Here is a 16448-nt window from a genome sequence, read left to right as displayed (position 1 = left end):
CACGGTGATTCCACCCGGTGCCCGTTTCATTCAGCCCGGCACGGCCGGTCGGCGCCACGCCGCCAGTGCCATCGCGGCCAGTAACAGGCTCGCACCCATCCAGCCCAGCGTACCCAGCCGTTCACCGTGAAACAGCCAGGCGAGGATGTTGGCGGTCAGCGGTTCGGCCAGAATCAACAGTCCTGCTGTCCCGGATGCGACGCGTGGCAGGCCGCGATAGAACAGCACATAGGCCAGAGCCGTGGGCATGAGTGCAATCCATGCCATGGCCGCCCAGGTGGATCCGATATTGTCCGGCCAGCGTATGGCGGCAGGTCCGATCAGCAGCGCCAGAACCACGGCCGCCAGGGTCAGCGTCACCGCAGTGGTCCAGAGGGGGTCCAGCCTACCTGGTAGCGCCCGGCCGGCCAGTGTGAGACAGGCAAAGCACAGACTGGCGGCGAGCGCCATCGGCAGTCCCACCGCCAGACCCTCAGCCCCCGGCAGGGTGGGCGTGTCGCTGCCGCTCACGATCAGCACCATGCCGACCACCGCCGCCAGCAAGGCCGACGCCACGCGCAGCCCGATCGCTTCACCGTAGATCGGCCAGGCCAGTAGAGCGGTCAGGATCGGGATGGTGCAGATGGCCACCAGGGTGGCCACGGCGACACCCATGGCGGCAATGGCGGAAAAATAGCCGGCCTGGAAGCCGGCCAGGCACAGGCCCATGCTGACCAGCAGAATGAGCGGGCGACCCTGGCCAAGGCCGCGAACAGGGCCATTGAGGGTGGCAAGGATGAGCAGCAGTGGCGCGGCCAGCGCCATGCGCCAGAATCCGATTTCCAGGGCGGACAGGGATTCGGCCTCGTAAATCCAGCGTGCCGCCACCCCGGCGGTTCCCCACAGGGCAGCCGCCAGCAGAACCATCAGGGCGCCCGAGTGCTTGTGGTCAATCATCGTTTCGCAAAGTCCCTGGCATTCCGAGGCCCACAGCCGGGAACCTCCTGAACGGTTTTCGCCACTATACAAGGCGGAGGCGGACATTGGCCGGATCCCGTTCCCCGATCAGGAGCCAACGCGGCGAATCACCCACGAGGGGCGTTAACCATGGCACAGCCATTCACCACGCGTCTGCCCGAGTTCAGACGCTGGCCCGATGCCAGCGTTGCCGAGGGCGAGGCCGAGGATCTGGCGGATTTCCTGATGAAACACCGCCGTACACTGGTTCTGAGCGGTGCCGGCATCAGTGCGGCCTCGGGGATCCCCGCCTATCGGGATGGGGAGGGACGCTGGCAACACAGTCAGCCCATGCAATATCAGCATTTCATGGGCAGCGAACAAGCCCGGCGCCGTTACTGGGCCCGCAGCTATCTTGGTTGGCCGCGCATGCGCGCCGCCGAGCCCAATCCCGCTCATTTCGCCCTTGCGCGCCTGCAGGCCCTCGCTTACCTCACCGGGGTGGTGACACAGAATGTGGACGGACTGCATGAACGTGCGGGAACGGCCGATGTCATCGCACTGCACGGTCGTCTGTCCCGGGTTCATTGCCAGGATTGTGGTCATTATCGGCACCGTGAGGCGCATCAGCAGGCACTGGAAGCACTCAACCCGGACTGGCGGGCACGGGTTCGGCGAGTCAATCCGGATGGTGATGCCGAACTGGCGGACGGGGACTACGCCACATTCCATCCCGCCCCCTGTCCCGAGTGTGGCGGGCGCCTAAAGCCGGATGTGGTGATGTTCGGTGAAAACGTGCCGCCGCCGCGGGTGGAAGCCGTTCGCGCTGCGGTGAATCAGTGCGATGCCGTACTGGTGGTGGGGTCGTCGCTGGTGGTCTGGTCCGGGTATCGCATCGTGCGACAGGCCCATCAGGCGGGGCGCCCGGTGATTGCCATCAACCAGGGCCGCACCCGCGCCGATGATCTGTTGCATTTCAAGGTCGCCGAACCCTGCCAGGATGCCCTGCAGCGCTGTCTGGGCATTCTCACGGCTCGCTCACGCCCGGAAGTTCCTTTTCCCTGACCGCCTTCATCGTTTCCGACAACCGTTGCAGAGCACCTCGCTGCACTATACTTGTGGCAAGACTTCCTTTAACGAGGTGCAATGCTCCGTGTTACGTATCGTTTCATCGGCCCTTATCCTCGGCGCCTCGCTGCTGCTGACGGCCTGCTTCGAGCACAGTACACGGGCCTTCGAGCTCAGCTACACGCGGATGCTGGAATCCAGCCGCCCGCTCCCCTATCGGGAAGACAGCCCTTACGCCCACGTGCTTGGCCCGTGCATGATGATCCGCGACGCGGCTGAGAGCTGCACTCCCTCAAGGTTGCCACCACTGGGTTACCCGGACGGGCAGGTACCGGATGTGGACACCGTGATGCAGCGCGTTCTGGTGAGTCATGACTGGATGGGTGCCCACTTCGAAGCCTTTCTGGAGAGCATGCCGGAAGACATGCTTCATCTGCTGCGTTCCGTGACGGCCATCACCATCTCGGCGGATGTGCGGCCGGCCTATTATTCAGCCTGGCGCGGTGCGATCTTCATCGATCCCAACTATCTGTGGCTGACGCACGAGCAGCGTCAGCAGATCGATCTGAGTCCCGACTATCGCAGCGATTTCGGTGCCGATCTGCAATTCGTGTTTCCCTGGCGTTATGTTCGTGACAATGACTATGCCTTCGATTTCATTCCTGTCAGTGTCGAAGAGGTGAATCCTCGTGAGCTGGACGACATTCGCCTGTCTCTGGCAAGGCTCATGTATCACGAGCTGGCGCATGCGGTGGATTACCTGCGGCCTGGCCGCCTTTCCATCCCCCCTGACTTGCCCATCGCCTATTGGACGGCGCCCACGGTTTCCGATCACCTGAGCAGCCTGTATCCGCTGCTCTCCCAGACCATGCATCGACTGGCCGGGGTTCGTTACCTGGGTTGGGACAGCAATGCGGAAGAACGGGCCCTGTTGCCGGAGGATGTGGCGCCCCTGTTCGCTGATGATCGGGCCACGCATTTCTACAGCTACACCACCCAGCGGGAAGACCAGGCCATGCTGTTCGAGGCCATCATGAGCCTGTATCACTTCGACATGCCCATGGACGTGGCGATCACGGCTCGACCCGAGTCCGGCATGAGCAATGACGATCTGGTCGTTGTCTGGGGGCAGCGCAATCGTCTTGCCGAAACGTCCATCCGGCCGCGGGCGGAAAGCATCCTGGCTGTCATGCTGCCGGAATTCGATTTCAGCGAATGGCTGGACGACCTGCCCCCACCCGTTTCGCTGGTTCCGGGTGCGACCTGGCATGAAAACCTGGCCCCGGACACCTTGGCCCCGGACGCACTGCCGCGTGATTACCGGGATCACCTCCTCCATCACCATCCACAGGCCCATCCCCACTGAGGTGGACGCCATGCCGAGGCACAGGGAGGATCCAGTGAGCGAGCAGCGACAATTCCAACGCATGCCTGCGGACGCCGAGGCGGTGTTGGAAAGCGACCCGGTGGGCGCCAGGGGGCAGGTGGTGAACCTGTCACTGGCGGGTGCCGCCATCCGCCTGCGGCCAACGCCCAGACTGCAGGCCGGCGACCGCATGAGGTTGAGGGTCCTGCTTTCCGCGGAGGTACGTTTCCAGGGTGAGCTGGTGGTCACCTGGTGCAATGAAGACGCCGTCGGTGGCTATTGGGCGGCACTGGACAGCGAGGGGCTGTCTCATCTGCGGCGAATGCTGACCCTGAATACCGGCAATCCGGCTGCGGTGCAGGCCGAATTGCGTGAATTGATTCGTCACCGTCGCGGGCAGGCATCAAGCTGAGGCCTGTCCTTCAACGGAATCCTTATCGCTTTACAAAAAAGAGCGGCCCCGGTGGCCGCTCTTCTTGCGTTGCTGAAACCGCGTCTTCTCAAGACGACTTGACGGCCTGGGCGAAGCCGCTGGGCTTGATTGCCAGCACATCGCAGCCGAGATCATTGAGGATGGCTTCCGCGGTGCTGCCCATGATCAGACGGGTCAGCCCCTTGCGGGTCACCGTCCCCATTACCAGCAGATCCACTTCCTTGTCGCGGGTGAAATCAGGAATGGCCCGTCGGGCGGGCGCGTCTATGAAATGGCTGTGTTCGGCGTCGATGCCCGCTGCCTCGCTCAGCTCCCGGAGCGCGCGAGTATGGTGCTTGCTGATTTCCTCGCGCACCTTTTCAAACTGCAGCGATGGCCCCTCGATGGGCGATCCCGCGCCCAGTGGCTGGGTCTGGCAGGCGTGCACCGCATGCACGTCGGCGCCAAACCATCCGGCCACCGATTTCGCGGTGGCGAGAATGTCCTGATCCAGCTCTGCTGGCTTGCCCCGCTCATGGAAGGGGTCGACGGCGGCCGCCACGCGGGCAAGGCCATCCCGTCCGTCCGACTTGGTCAGCATCAACGGTACCGGACAGCGGCGAAGCAGGTGCCAGTCCAGCGGCGTGAACAGGGCACGGGACAGGAAGCTCTCGCTGTGGGAGTCCTTGATGACCAGATCAGCCTGCATTTCATCGATGCTCTTCAGCACGTGATCCGCCAGTGGATGACCGCCGCCCACATGCAGCGCCACCTCGCCGTCACTCTCCAGGCCATCCTTCATGCGGCCCAGCCAGGACTCGGTTTCCTGCCGCCAGAGATCGAGGGCTTCCCGGGTCAGGGCGTCGCCCAGTACGCCGGATTCCACGATGGTCTGATGATCCTCGAACACGGCCAGTGTGACCCTGGCACCAGTCCGGGCGGCGATGTCCACGGCACGACGGGCGGCCCGTGAGGCGCCCTGCCTGGGGGCATGCTCCGGGTCGAGGATGGCCAGGATATGCTTGATGTCCATTGTTCTGCTCCAATGTTGCGACTGCGCAAACGCCGAAGGGGGCAATCAGGGAATTCCCCGCTTTCCTGTTCCATAATAGGCCTTAATCACCGAAAGCGATTGATCTGTATCAAGGTACCCGCCGAGCGTCAACGCCGGGAGGGTGACGGGGTCAAGGCGGGGCGCGACTTGTCGCCATGGCAGCGGAATGTCACCCTGAGTCTTGTCCGACGCACCAACCGGAGGTTCATATGAAGAAGCTGCTCCTGATGTTCGTTCTCGTTCTCGCGCCAACGCTTGCCTGGGCACATACCTGTCCCGCCTATGTCGACATGATCGATGAGTCGCTGGCGATGGCGGAGGAAATGGGGCTGGATGAGCAGACCGTCGAAGAGATCGAGGCCCTTCGTGATCAGGGCAAGGCCTATCATGAGGCCGGCGATCACGATCAGGCCATTGCCGTGTTGGATCAGGCACTGGGCCTGATCGAGAGTGGCGGCCAGTGACGATCCCGCAACCTGGCATCGGCTCGCGAGTCGATGTCAGGTGCGTCCTTCCCCTTGTTCAATGATCGGCCGGGCGTATGAGCATGGATAACCCCTACAGGCAGGCAGAAGCCCGCCGACGCGGTCGAAGGGATTTCTATATCCACCTGGGCCTGTTTCTGCTCACGGTTCCGGCCGTGCTGTTGATGGACTGGCTGATCCAGAGTGACCGCATGCCTTCGCTCTGGCTGGCTCTGCTCTGGGCCATCGGCCTTGCCCTGCATGCCTTTTCCCTGCTGGAACCGTTGCGACGTCTTGCCCGCCTGCTGGATCGCCTGGGCGGTGCCTGACCCGCGTCCCGGTCATGCCCGATACCGTTCCTTCCCTTCCCGCCTTACGCCATGAGCCGCCAGCCCAGCCAGACGGCGCAAAAAGCACACAGAAAAACGATGCCGAGCAGGCTCAGCAGCCGCAGTCCGCGGCCCGGCCGTGCATGGACGGGCATGTGTTCACCGCAGACCAGGCGATAGTTCAGCCACGCCAGCACCGGGGCGGAGAGGAAGGACACGGTCGTGGCGAAGTCGATCAGGGTGGTGAGCCGCTTCCCGAAGAGGCTGATCAGACTCAGTGCGCCCACCCCCATCGCCAGGAAGAAGATCAGGTACAGCAGGCGACGGGAAGCTGCGCGAATCACCAGTGAAGGCCTCAGAAAACTACTGAGGGCGCTGAGCACTCGGGGGTAGGCATCACTCACGGCCAGGGTGGTGCTGAACATGACCACCAGTGCCGCCGCGAGAATCACCGGCACACTCCAGTCGCCGAGCACACTGCCGTAGAGCTGGGCAAACTGGCTGGAAAACTGCACGGCATTGTCGGAGAAGCGGCTGCCGCTGCCGAACATGACCACCGCGCCCAGAATCAGGAAGCCCACGGCCAGCAGGGTGGCGCCGATATAGCCGATCCGGAAATCCAGCAGGGCATGTGAAAGGCTGGGCTGATGGCCACTTTGCCGACGCCGTTCCAGAGTCCAGATGGAGTGCCAGGCGGCCACATCCAGTGGAATGGGCATCCAGCCCATCAGTGCCAGCAGGAAGCCAATGGCGGCCGCATTCCAGAGACTGGCCAGCGGGGGGGCAGCCACGGCGGCCTCCTGAGCTGCGGGGCTGGCCAGGGCCAGGGTGACCGCCACCAGTGTGATCAGGGCCAGGGCGGCCATGATCAGCTTCATGCTCAGATCCAGACCGCGGAAGCGGCCAAGCAGGAGAATCAGCCCGCAGGCCGCCAGCACCAGAGCCGCCCAGACCGTGGTGGAAAGCCCCGGCCCGAAGATGCGGGCAGCCAGGCCGGCCGTGACCAGAGTGACGCTGGCGAGAATGACGAACATGGTGCCAAAGGTGATCAGGGCGTACAGAGTGATCGCCCAGCGTCCCAGGCGGCGATAACCGTCCAGCAGGCTTTCCCCGGTGGCCGCCGCATAGCGTGGGCCGAATTCCAGGAAGGGAAACTTGAGCAGGCAGGTGAGCAGCACCAGCCCGATCAGCAGATAGCCATACTCAGCCCCGGCGCGGGTGGCCTGTACCAGATGAGAGACCCCGACGGCCGCCCCGGCCATGATCAGGCCCGGCCCCAGTGTTTTCAGAAAAGCATATTGCCCCGCCCGGCTTGATTCCACCATCTTTCTCCCCCATGTTGGTTCCGGTCAGCGTTGGCTCAGGTCAGCGCATCATGGCGCGAGGGCGTCGAATATGCCTGCCGGAAGCGCTCGCGGCAATGTTTTGCCCGCAGCGTGGTGGGAATGCGGAACGGCCGGCAAACGAAAATGGTCTATTGCGAAGATTCGGCACGCTTGACCGAATCGCATCGGGAGAATGCAAGCATGGCAGAGAGAACCGCAACCTTTGGTGCCGGATGTTTCTGGGGTGTCGAGGCCCGATTCCGGGAAATCGACGGCGTACTGGATACCCAGGTGGGTTATCTGGGAGGAGATTACCAGAATCCCAGCTATGAAGATGTGTGCAGCGGCCGCACCGGACACGCGGAGGTCGTTCAGATAGTCTATGATTCGGATAAGGTGAGCTATCCGGAACTGCTGGCGGTCTTCTGGGAGATGCACGACCCCACCAGCCTCAATCGGCAGGGGCCGGATGTGGGGACCCAGTATCGCTCCGCGATCTTCTACCACGATCCGGAGCAGCAGGCGGAGGCCGAGGCCTCTCGGGCGGCGCTGGACGCTTCGGGGCGGTATCCGCGCCCCATCGTGACCGAAATCACGGCCGCCTCCACATTCTATCGGGCAGAAGAGTATCATCAGCGTTATCTGGAGAAGAAAGGTCTGTCGAGTTGTGCCATCTGAAGCGGCAGTGTCGTTCGGACGTCGCTGCAATCGTGAATGATGGAGGGAGCAGGACAGTGAACACGGGCATGTCACCAGGGGGAGACCGCCGGTTCACGGTAGCCAGCAAGGCATTGGAGGGAGGCAGCGATGGCTGAACTGGAAAAGACCCCGCGGAACGGTGGCAACAGCGATCGTCGGGTTTTTGAACGCATTGATACCCAGCATCCGGTCAAGGTGCTGGATGCCCAGGGGCACGCTCATCCGGCCCTGGCATTGGACATCTCCCTGACCGGTCTGCAGATTCTGTGCAACATGGCGACGGCCGCGAAATTGTTGCCGGAGTCGGCGCTGGAAGGTCGTTTCCAGGGCGAGGAACTGCGGGTGCAGATGCAACTGCCCCTGAAGGACGGCCGTTATTCGGATGTGGATGCCCGTTGCCGCGTGGTGGCGGCCCGCCCGGATGACGATGACCGTTTCCGTATCGGCCTTCGTTACATCTGGTTCGAGAACTACACCTATGATGACCTTGAACGTTTCATCGACGACTGGCTGAGCTAGAAGGGCGGCCAGGGTGGCTGTGTCCGGAGTGAGCGGGTAATGAGCTGACGGGGTCCGTCCATCGTCCATTCTGAACCCGATACCCAGTCGGTGGTCAGAGATTTCCGATATTTCCATCAATCTGTGTTCCTGCCGTTGCTGATCATGGTCACGGCGTGGGGGCGCTGTGACATTAAACAAGCCAAAGAGGTGAACTCATGAAACGACACCTGATGGTGTTGCTGGCGGTGTCATTGCCGCTGGCGGCCTGTGACCAGGATGGTTCGCGGGATGGCGAAGGGGAGCAGACGGTCGAGCGCGGTCTGGGCGTGGATCTCGACAACATGGATCCCTCGGTGCGACCGCAGGATGACTTCTTCCGCTTCGTCAACGGCCGCTGGCTGGCCGAGACGGAAATCCCCTCGGATCGTGCCCGTTACGGGGCTTTCGATCAGCTCAGTGAGCAGGCCGAACGAGATTTGCGCGTGCTGGTGGAAGAAGTCTCCGAGGAGGAGAACGTCGAGGACGGCTCCGCCGCCCAGATGATCCGCGATTTCTATCGCAGCTACATGGACGAAGAGCGCCTGGAAAGCCTGGGCATGACCCCCATCGAAGGGTTGCTGGGCGATATTGCGGCCATTGAAGACCATGAGGCGCTGCGTGAACTGATGGCCGAACTGCCCTTCCGCGGTGTGGGGAATCCATTCAGTTTCTTTGTCCGTCAGGACGCACAGAATTCGGACCGCTACATCAGCTACCTGAATCAGTCCGGCCTGGGTCTCCCTGACCGGGATTACTATTTTGATGATGGCAATGCCGAGATCCGCGACGCCTACGTGGCCCATGTCACCGAAATGCTCGCTCTCGCCGGGCACGACGAACCGGCGGTCGCGGCCGCCAACATCATGCGTCTGGAAACCCGCCTGGCCGAGCATCACTGGACCCGGGTGCAGAACCGGGACCCGGTTGCCACCTATAATCTGAAGTCCCTCGACGATCTGCTCGAGCTGGCCCCCGCCTTTGACTGGTCCGCCTTCATCGCTGATCTTGGCGTGGATGCCGCCGAAGGCGTGGTGGTTCGTCAGCCGGATTACCTGACGGCGGTGGCGGAAATCATCCGGGACACCGATATCGATATCTGGCGGGATTACTTCCAGTGGCGGGCCCTGAGCAGTTACGCCTCCCTCCTGTCCAGTGACTTCTCCGACGCCAGCTTCGATTTCCGTGGCCGTGTCCTTCAGGGAACCGAAGAGCAGCGTCCGCGTTGGGAACGAGCCATCAGCGGTCTCAACAGCACCCTCGGATTCCAGCTGGGCAAGCTCTACGTGGAACGTCATTACGATGATCAAGCCAGTGCGCGCATGGCCGAGCTGGTGGACAATCTCATGGTGGCCTTCGAGGAAACGCTGCGGGATACACCCTGGATGAGCCCCGAGACCCGTGACGAGGCGCTGGACAAGCTGGCCAATTTCAATACCAAGATCGGATATCCGGACACATGGCGTGATTACGACGGCCTCGAGATTCGGGCCGGCGAGCTGGTGGGCAATTACAAGCGTTCGCGGGCCTTCGAGTACCAGCGCATGCTGAACCGCCTCGGCCAGGAAGTGGATCGTGATGAATGGTTCATGACGCCACAGACGGTGAACGCCTACTATTCCCCGTCCATGACGGAGATCGTCTTTCCGGCCGCCATCCTGCAGCCACCCTTTTTTGATGTGAATGCCGATGATGCTGTCAATTACGGGGCCATCGGGGCCGTCATTGGTCATGAAATCAGTCATGGCTTTGATGATTCCGGTCGCCGCGTGGATGGAGACGGCAACCTGCGGGACTGGTGGTCGGAGGACTCGGAAGCGGAATTCCAGCGCCGCGCCCAGGTGCTGGTTGAGCAGTTCAGTGCCGAGGAACCGATAGAAGGCCTCAACATCAATGGCCAGGCGACCCTGGGTGAGAACATTGCCGACCACGGCGGCCTTCGGGTGGCCTGGCGCGCCTATCAACTGTCCCTGGAAGGGCAGGAGGCACCGGTGATCGAAGGCTTCACCGGCGAGCAGCGATTCTTCCTTGGCTGGGGACAGATCTGGCGCATTCTGTTCCGTGAAGAGGCTCTGCGTCAGCACCTGCAGACCCGTCCCCATTCGCCGGGTGAATTCCGGGTGAACACCACGCTGCGCAATATTCCGGGATTCTATGAGGCCTTCGATGTACAGCCCGGTGACGCCATGTATCTGCCCAAGGATGAGCGGGCCGACATCTGGTGATCGGCGTCTGCCGTCACGCCGGCAAAAAAGAAACCGCCGCCCCGAAGGGCGGCGGTTTTTCAGTCCATGCCATGCAGCGAGCGTTGCGTTTCAATCCCGCCGATAGCGGGCCGTGACCCGATCCCGGGTGCCATCTTCAATGACCCGTTCAAGGCCTTCATTGAAGCGCTCGACAGTCTCCTCATCCACGCTTTCACGGCTGAACATCAGTCGGACTTCTGCGCTTTCCAGTACCTGGTCAAGTGCGACCACCTGGTCGCTGAGCCCCAGGCGACGCTGAATGGAAGCCGCCACGAAGGGATCTTCGATCAAGGCGTCGATATCGTGCTCAATGAGACGTAGCAGATTGAGGTCGCCGATTCGGGCGCTTACCAGCAACGCTTCGTATTGTGGATCCGCCATCAGGCGTTCGGCTTCTTCACCGTAAATGAAGCCTTCCGTGTAACCCACTCGGCGACGGTTCTCCAGCAGACTGGCCAGGCTGGCATCCGCAAACAGTTCCTGATCCTCGGCCCGCACCCACAGGGAAAAGGTTTCTTCCCGATAGGGCTGACTGAAATAGGCAAACTGCTGGCGGGCCTCGGTCAGTGTCGCTCCGGGTAGGAAATCCACATCACCCTCGCGCAGCCGCTGAAGCAGGGACACGAAATCGCCCTGTTCGAAGACGATGGCGCAACCGGCGTGATGGGCGGCGGCCTTGATCAGTTCCACGTCCAGGCCCGCCACGTCCCCGGCGGGCGTGAGGTACTGGTACGGTTCCCAGGGGTCCCAGCCCATCGTCAGCTGACAGTCCAATGTCTTCGGCGCATCCCCTGCACCCTCCACGTAATCTCCCTTCTGCTCGGCCTCCTCCGCACAGCCTGCCGTCAGCGCGGCCAGTAATGCGAGAAAGAGAAAGGACAGGGTTGTTCGAGTGCTCATGATGCTATCCCCCTTGCAAAAGGCCCGAAAGGAAGCTGCCCCCATGTGTCCGGAAATGTGTCCGGAAAGCGCAGCCCTCACTTCAAATGTAGCAGCTGCAGGATTTTCTGCCGCCCGACTCAGCCCCCGACTCAGCCCCCGACTCAGCCCTTGTCCAGGGCGATCACGGTAATTTCCTCCCGGTCGTGATAAAGGTGGCGGGCTCGCACGACCACCGTGGGGCGGCTTTCCGCCAGCTCTTCCCGCAGCTGGCGCAGAAGGTCACGTACCGTCGGCCAGGCCTGTTTCATGGGCAGTTTCAGATTGAAGACCGCATGCCGCGTCCAGCCTTCCACCAGCCACCGGCTCATGCGCTGGCCCACCCGGGCCGGCTTGTCCACGATGTCGCAAAGCAGCCAGTCCACCGCCCGTTCCGGGCGCCAGGTAAAGCCATCGGCCCGAACATGGGTCACCAGGCCGGATTCCATCAGCTCCGGCGCCATCGGCCCGTTATCAACGGCGGTCACGTGAATGTGCCGACGAACCATCTGCCAGGTCCATCCGCCCGGTGCAGCGCCCAGGTCCACTGCCCGCTGACCGGGCGAGAGCAGGGATCCCCGTTCTTCCTCCCCCATCAGGCGGCGGAAGGCTTCATCCAGCTTCAGGGTGGAACGGCTGGGTGCGGCACCGGGCATACGCAGGCGCATGACGCCACCGACCGGCTCGCGGTCATCCCTCGTGTGGCCGATGCTGACCCGCCGGCCATCGGGAAAGAACAGATGCAGGCAGGGCGCCCCGTTCCGCTCAAGTGTGATGCCCCGTGACCTCATTCCCTGACGCAGCGCCACCGACAGGGGTTTGATCAGGCGGCCAAGGGATTTGCCCTCATTGCTGTCCGGGTAACTGATCTGGAGTCCGTTGAAATCCCGTCCGGCGGGCAGTGCCTCAATGATTGCTGTGACGCGATCCGCGGTTGGCAACGCCTCCAGCCAGCGCCAGAGCGGAATGATCTGTCTCGGGAAGATCGCATCATCCGGCACCAGTGTGGCCAGATCCGGGCCGTTCTCCGGCATCGGATTGACCAGGCGCAGCCAGGCCTCGCCCCTGGCGGCCATGGCGTAGGCCGCGGGGACGCCCCGCAAGTGGAGGTATTCAGTGAGTTCGGCTGCACAGTTGCCTTCGTAGCCGGCACGGCAATGCACCAGCCAGCTGTCACAGGAAGGCAGGTCGGCAGCCTTGTCAGGCTTTGAGCCCATCTTGAGTTTCCTTTGCCTTTACTTCATTGTTCTGGAGTCTCGACAAACTGATGATATCCATCCCGATCGGCCATGAGGAGTGAACATGGCGCAGTCGCGCATGAAGAAAATGATCCAGGTGCTCATCGTTCTCCTGGCCCTGCTTGCACTGGCCTGGGTACTGCTGCGGATGCTGCCGCCGGGTTTTGATACCGATCTGACCCAGATTGGTGGCGGTGAGCGTGCGGTGGTTTTGGTGCATGACCACAATTTCGTCGAGAGCGTGGAATTGATGGAGGCACTGGATGGTGTGCGTCAGCGTCAACCCGAGGCCATGCTTTATTTGGTGGCCGATCTGAATACCCCCCGAGGCCAGCGCTTCGCCGACAACCATGATGTGGATGCCGTCACTTTGGTGCTGTTCGATGCCCGTGGTCGCACGGTGGCGGTTCGCAGTGGGCGGCTCAGTCGCGAGCAGATCGAAGACTGGTTGAACGAGCATCTGCCGCCCTACTGAAACGGCTGGCGTTCAGAATTGTTGTCCGAAGATCAGCAGGGTCGTGCCGCGGGGCTCGCGATTCAGGTAGCGAATGCTCATCCAGCCACCGGCACCCACATCCAGCCCCAGTTCCAGAAAGGCATGATCGTCCGATCGCCAGCCAAGACTGCGGCTGCGTGTCGTGTCGCCGTCCGAACGAAACTCCTCGCCACTGACGCGTTGCCGGGCCACCCCCAATGTCATGCCCATGGTTCCCGGCCACCATTCCACCCCCAGGCGGGCCGAGGATTCCCGCAGGCTCAGATCCAGTTCTCCGTCGCCCAGTGACCCACCCACTTCCGTCCAGATGTAGCTGCCCTCCCAGACCATCGCCAGCGGGGAGCGGGCCGGATGACGGCCGCCCAGGCTCAGGCCAAAGAGATGGCCGCCCACTCTGACCGTGTCTTCGCTGTCTTCCGAGCGCCAGCGCAGGGAAGGCAGACCGCCCAGCAGGCCGCCGTAGAGGCCGCCCCGCACGCTCTCGCGAAGATGCAGACTGGCGGACTCCAGGTTGAAGTCGCGTTGAGAACCCTCCACCAGGGGTAGCAGGCGCTCGCTTTGCAGGCGGGCCTCGTAACTGAGGCCGCTTTCCCGCGGCCCGTCAAGCCCGCTTGCCTCGACGGCACCGGCCAGAATCAGCCAGGGCAGCAACAGGAGCATATTCCGTCGCCTTGTGGCAGAGTGGGTGTTCATATGGGCCTCTGAGCGGGTCAACCCCGACCCGGTTCGGGCGTTAAACCGAAGTCGGGCCGGCGCGAAAATGCCCGGACCCTTTGGCTCCGGGTTCGGTCATTTCGTGATCAGCAGGCTAATATACCAGTTAAGATCGGGCTTCTGCGGGAAGCTCCGGGTCGGAAACGAGGGGGGCGCTTGAAACTCAACTGGGCCAACAAGGATCGCTTCATCGGATTCACTGTCACCCTGTTGGTGGCGTTGGCCGGTATTGGCGGTCTCTGGAAGGCGGTTGACGGTCCCATTTCCGAGTGGGGCATGCGCCTGGCGCCTGAACGGGCCGCCGGTGATCGCCTGATCCTGGTCGAGATTGATGACGATGCCCTTGGCGAGTATCCCGACTGGACCAGTCTGGCGGCCGCGGTGGGTGAAACGGTGTCGCGGGTACGTCGAGCGGATGCGGCCGTGACCGCTCTGGTATTGCCTTCGGACTGGGGTCTCGCCGGGCCGGTGGCGGATGCCGTGCTCGCCTCCCGCATGGATGGGCTCGGCCCGGTGTTGCTTGGTCTGCCCTATCGGAGCTGGGCCCCGGAGGCTCGCGCACAGGCCCTGGATGGGGGTTGGCTGCCGGATTATCTGCAGGCCAGCATGATTCCCGCCTCCATCGAACCGTCCTTCGGGCGTACGCTGCAGCGCCGCATGACGGCTGCCCCGCCGATTCCGGAAGGGCGTCTGCTGCCGGCTTTCCCCGGTCTCGCCGATGAGGTCAACGGCGTTGGCTTTCTGCCACCACCGGCTGATCGCCGCGCCATCCGGGAGCCGGCGGCGCTGCTTCGCAGCGATGGTCGCTATCTTCCGGCCCTGTCCCTGCATGTGGCGGCCCATCTGGTGGGTGTCACCACCAGCGACATTCGCGTGAATGATCCCTCGGGGATTTCCCTGGGCCCGGGGGTGCGTCTGCCGACGGACAGCGCCTATCGCTTTCAGCCCCACTTCTACAGTGACAGTCGTGACCTGGGCATCCGGCGCGTCTCCATGGGTGCCCTGCTGGAAGGGCGGGTCAGCGACGCGGATCTTGCCGGTCGCGCGGTACTGATCGGAACCACGTCGGGACAGTGGGCGGATGCATTGCCGACCCCCCTGGGCGAACGCATGAGTCCGGTGGAGGTCGTCGCACATCACAGCACCGCCCTGATCCGGGGTGACCTGTATTCGGCACCGGAATGGCTGGCTGTGCTGCCCTGGGCCCTGTTGCTGGTGGTGGGCCTCTATCTGGCCTATCTGCTGCCACGACTGAGCCTGGCCACGTCCATTGCCGTTACCCTGCTGTTCGCGGTGTTGCTGTTCAACATCCAGCTGGTCATGCCCATGGCGCGCATGATTCGACTGGATCTGGCCATGCCCGTAGTGGCCCTGCTGGGCGGGCATGCCCTGCTGGGCTTGAAGCAGTATCTTGCCGATCGGCGGCATGTGTTTCTTGCCGAGCTGTCTGATGCCAACCGGCAGCTGGGTGAAGCCTGGCAGGCCCAGGGCAAGCTGGATGCCGCCTTCGAGCGCTTCAAGCGCTGTCAGCCCGGCCCTCGCCTGCTGGATCAGCTCTACGACCTGGCGCTGGACTTCGAACGCCGGCGACAGTTCGCAAAGGCGCAGTCCGTGCTCAAGCACATCGCCCGGGAAGCGCCCGGATTCGCCGATGTGGATGCACGCATCCGCAAGCTGGCCGTACTGGAAAGCAAGATGGCCCTTGGCAGCGGTCGTGGTGCGGTACGCAGCCTGGTGCTCACCGAAGACGGCATGCAGAAGCCCATGCTGGGCCGCTACGAAATTGAAAAGGAGATAGGCCGGGGTGCCATGGGGGTGGTCTATCTGGGCCGGGATCCGCGCATCGGCCGCACGGTGGCCGTCAAGACCGTGGCGCTTTCCGAGGAATTCGAAGGCGAACAACTCGAGCAGGTCACCGCGCGGTTCTTCCGTGAAGCGGAAACCGCCGGGCGCCTCAATCACCCCAGCATCGTCACCATCTATGATGTGGGTGAGGAATCCGATCTCGCCTACATCGCCATGGACTATCTGGATGGCAGCAGCCTCCAGCGTTACACCCGCCCCGGCAAGCTATTGCCGGTGCCGACGGTGTTCGACATCGTGGCTCAGGTGGCGGACGCCCTGGATTATGCCCATGGCCACAATGTGGTTCATCGTGACGTGAAGCCCGGCAACATGATCTATGATCGCCGCACCCGGCGTATCAAGGTCACGGATTTCGGCGTGGCCTGCCTCACGGATGCCAGCAAGACGAAGACCGGCACCATTCTCGGCACCCCGTCCTACATGTCGCCGGAACAGGTGCTCGGCCGCAAGGTGGATGGCCGTTCGGATCTCTTTTCCCTTGGGGTGACGTTTTTCCAGATGCTGCGGGGCGAGCTGCCCTTTGATGGCCAGCCACTGGCGACCCTGATGTACAAGATTGCCAACGACCGCCATCCTGACGTGGGCCATCTGCGCCTGGATTTGCCGCCCTGTGTGGGCCAGGTCATGGACAAGGCCCTGGCCAAGAAGCCGGAAGACCGTTTCCAGCGCGGTTCGGAAATGGCTCAGGCCATCCGCCAGTGTCGCAAGCAGGTGGTCGCCCTGGCCAAGCGTAACGCCGAGAACAACAATCCCATTGCCGCATCCCGTGGAAGAGCCTGA

General features: G+C 62.8%; 16 protein-coding genes. 10 read left to right on the top strand and 6 right to left on the bottom strand.

Features of this window, described 5'->3' with window-relative positions:
• Positions 1–30: 30 nt before the first annotated feature.
• Entirely contained in the window at positions 31–936 is a 906-nt protein-coding gene (locus RBH19_RS10200) for a DMT family transporter (protein ID WP_306728744.1), read from the bottom strand.
• Between the two features lie 150 nt (positions 937–1086).
• Between RBH19_RS10200 and RBH19_RS10195 the strand changes: the two genes are divergently transcribed.
• The 3 genes from RBH19_RS10195 (at position 1087) to RBH19_RS10185 (ending at position 3782) form a co-directional block, all read left to right on the top strand.
• Positions 1087–2001, top strand: coding sequence for an NAD-dependent protein deacetylase (locus tag RBH19_RS10195; RefSeq protein ID WP_306728743.1), 915 nt, complete (start codon positions 1087–1089; stop codon positions 1999–2001).
• An 88-nt stretch (positions 2002–2089) separates the two neighbouring features.
• Entirely contained in the window at positions 2090–3370 is a 1281-nt protein-coding gene (locus RBH19_RS10190; protein ID WP_306728742.1) for a hypothetical protein, read from the top strand.
• A gap of 34 nt (positions 3371–3404) precedes the next feature.
• Positions 3405–3782 (top strand): PilZ domain-containing protein, encoded by a 378-nt coding sequence (locus RBH19_RS10185; RefSeq protein ID WP_306728741.1) that lies wholly within the window; start codon positions 3405–3407, stop codon positions 3780–3782.
• A gap of 88 nt (positions 3783–3870) precedes the next feature.
• On the opposite strand, the gene RBH19_RS10180 is transcribed toward RBH19_RS10185, so the two are convergent.
• The gene (locus RBH19_RS10180) at positions 3871–4815 is read right to left on the bottom strand and encodes a universal stress protein (protein ID WP_306728740.1); all 945 of its coding nucleotides are present in this window, start codon (positions 4813–4815) and stop codon (positions 3871–3873) included.
• A gap of 230 nt (positions 4816–5045) precedes the next feature.
• Here RBH19_RS10180 and RBH19_RS10175 point away from each other — a divergent pair, with 230 nt between their 5' ends.
• Both RBH19_RS10175 and RBH19_RS10170 read left to right on the top strand, forming a co-directional pair.
• Positions 5046–5300 (top strand): PA2433 domain-containing protein, encoded by a 255-nt coding sequence (locus RBH19_RS10175; protein ID WP_306728739.1) that lies wholly within the window; start codon positions 5046–5048, stop codon positions 5298–5300.
• 83 nt (positions 5301–5383) lie between these two features.
• Positions 5384–5629 carry a 2TM domain-containing protein gene (locus tag RBH19_RS10170; protein WP_306728738.1) on the top strand — a complete coding sequence of 82 codons (246 nt, stop codon included), beginning with the start codon at positions 5384–5386 and terminating at the stop codon, positions 5627–5629.
• A gap of 44 nt (positions 5630–5673) precedes the next feature.
• Here RBH19_RS10170 and RBH19_RS10165 read toward each other — a convergent pair whose 3' ends face one another.
• Positions 5674–6954 carry an NRAMP family divalent metal transporter gene (locus tag RBH19_RS10165; protein WP_306728737.1) on the bottom strand — a complete coding sequence of 427 codons (1281 nt, stop codon included), beginning with the start codon at positions 6952–6954 and terminating at the stop codon, positions 5674–5676.
• A 201-nt stretch (positions 6955–7155) separates the two neighbouring features.
• On the opposite strand from RBH19_RS10165, the gene msrA reads away from it, so the two are divergent.
• From msrA to RBH19_RS10150, 3 genes are all read left to right on the top strand, one after another.
• Positions 7156–7632 (top strand): peptide-methionine (S)-S-oxide reductase MsrA, encoded by a 477-nt coding sequence (gene msrA / locus RBH19_RS10160; protein ID WP_306728736.1) that lies wholly within the window; start codon positions 7156–7158, stop codon positions 7630–7632.
• A 129-nt stretch (positions 7633–7761) separates the two neighbouring features.
• Positions 7762–8172 (top strand): PilZ domain-containing protein, encoded by a 411-nt coding sequence (locus RBH19_RS10155; RefSeq protein WP_306728735.1) that lies wholly within the window; start codon positions 7762–7764, stop codon positions 8170–8172.
• Between the two features lie 197 nt (positions 8173–8369).
• The gene (locus tag RBH19_RS10150) at positions 8370–10415 is read left to right on the top strand and encodes a M13 family metallopeptidase (RefSeq protein ID WP_306728734.1); all 2046 of its coding nucleotides are present in this window, start codon (positions 8370–8372) and stop codon (positions 10413–10415) included.
• A 90-nt stretch (positions 10416–10505) separates the two neighbouring features.
• Here RBH19_RS10150 and RBH19_RS10145 read toward each other — a convergent pair whose 3' ends face one another.
• Entirely contained in the window at positions 10506–11336 is an 831-nt protein-coding gene (locus RBH19_RS10145; protein WP_306728733.1) for a substrate-binding periplasmic protein, read from the bottom strand.
• A gap of 143 nt (positions 11337–11479) precedes the next feature.
• A complete protein-coding gene (rlmM, locus tag RBH19_RS10140; protein WP_306728732.1) occupies positions 11480–12571 on the bottom strand; it encodes a 23S rRNA (cytidine(2498)-2'-O)-methyltransferase RlmM in 1092 nt (363 codons plus the stop codon).
• 85 nt (positions 12572–12656) lie between these two features.
• On the opposite strand from rlmM, the gene RBH19_RS10135 reads away from it, so the two are divergent.
• A complete protein-coding gene (locus RBH19_RS10135) occupies positions 12657–13067 on the top strand; it encodes a hypothetical protein (protein WP_306728731.1) in 411 nt (136 codons plus the stop codon).
• 12 nt (positions 13068–13079) lie between these two features.
• On the opposite strand, the gene RBH19_RS10130 is transcribed toward RBH19_RS10135, so the two are convergent.
• Positions 13080–13748: a hypothetical protein gene (locus RBH19_RS10130; RefSeq protein WP_306728730.1), complete on the bottom strand. Its 669-nt coding sequence runs from the start codon at positions 13746–13748 to the stop codon at positions 13080–13082.
• Between the two features lie 210 nt (positions 13749–13958).
• On the opposite strand from RBH19_RS10130, the gene RBH19_RS10125 reads away from it, so the two are divergent.
• Positions 13959–16448: a CHASE2 domain-containing serine/threonine-protein kinase gene (locus RBH19_RS10125; protein WP_306728729.1), complete on the top strand. Its 2490-nt coding sequence runs from the start codon at positions 13959–13961 to the stop codon at positions 16446–16448.

The sequence above is a fragment of the Natronospira bacteriovora genome (assembly GCF_030848495.1).
In the GTDB taxonomy this organism is placed as follows: domain Bacteria; phylum Pseudomonadota; class Gammaproteobacteria; order Natronospirales; family Natronospiraceae; genus Natronospira; species Natronospira bacteriovora.
The sequence above is the reverse complement of the archived record's forward strand: the minus strand, read 5'-3'. Positions and strand labels throughout refer to the sequence as shown.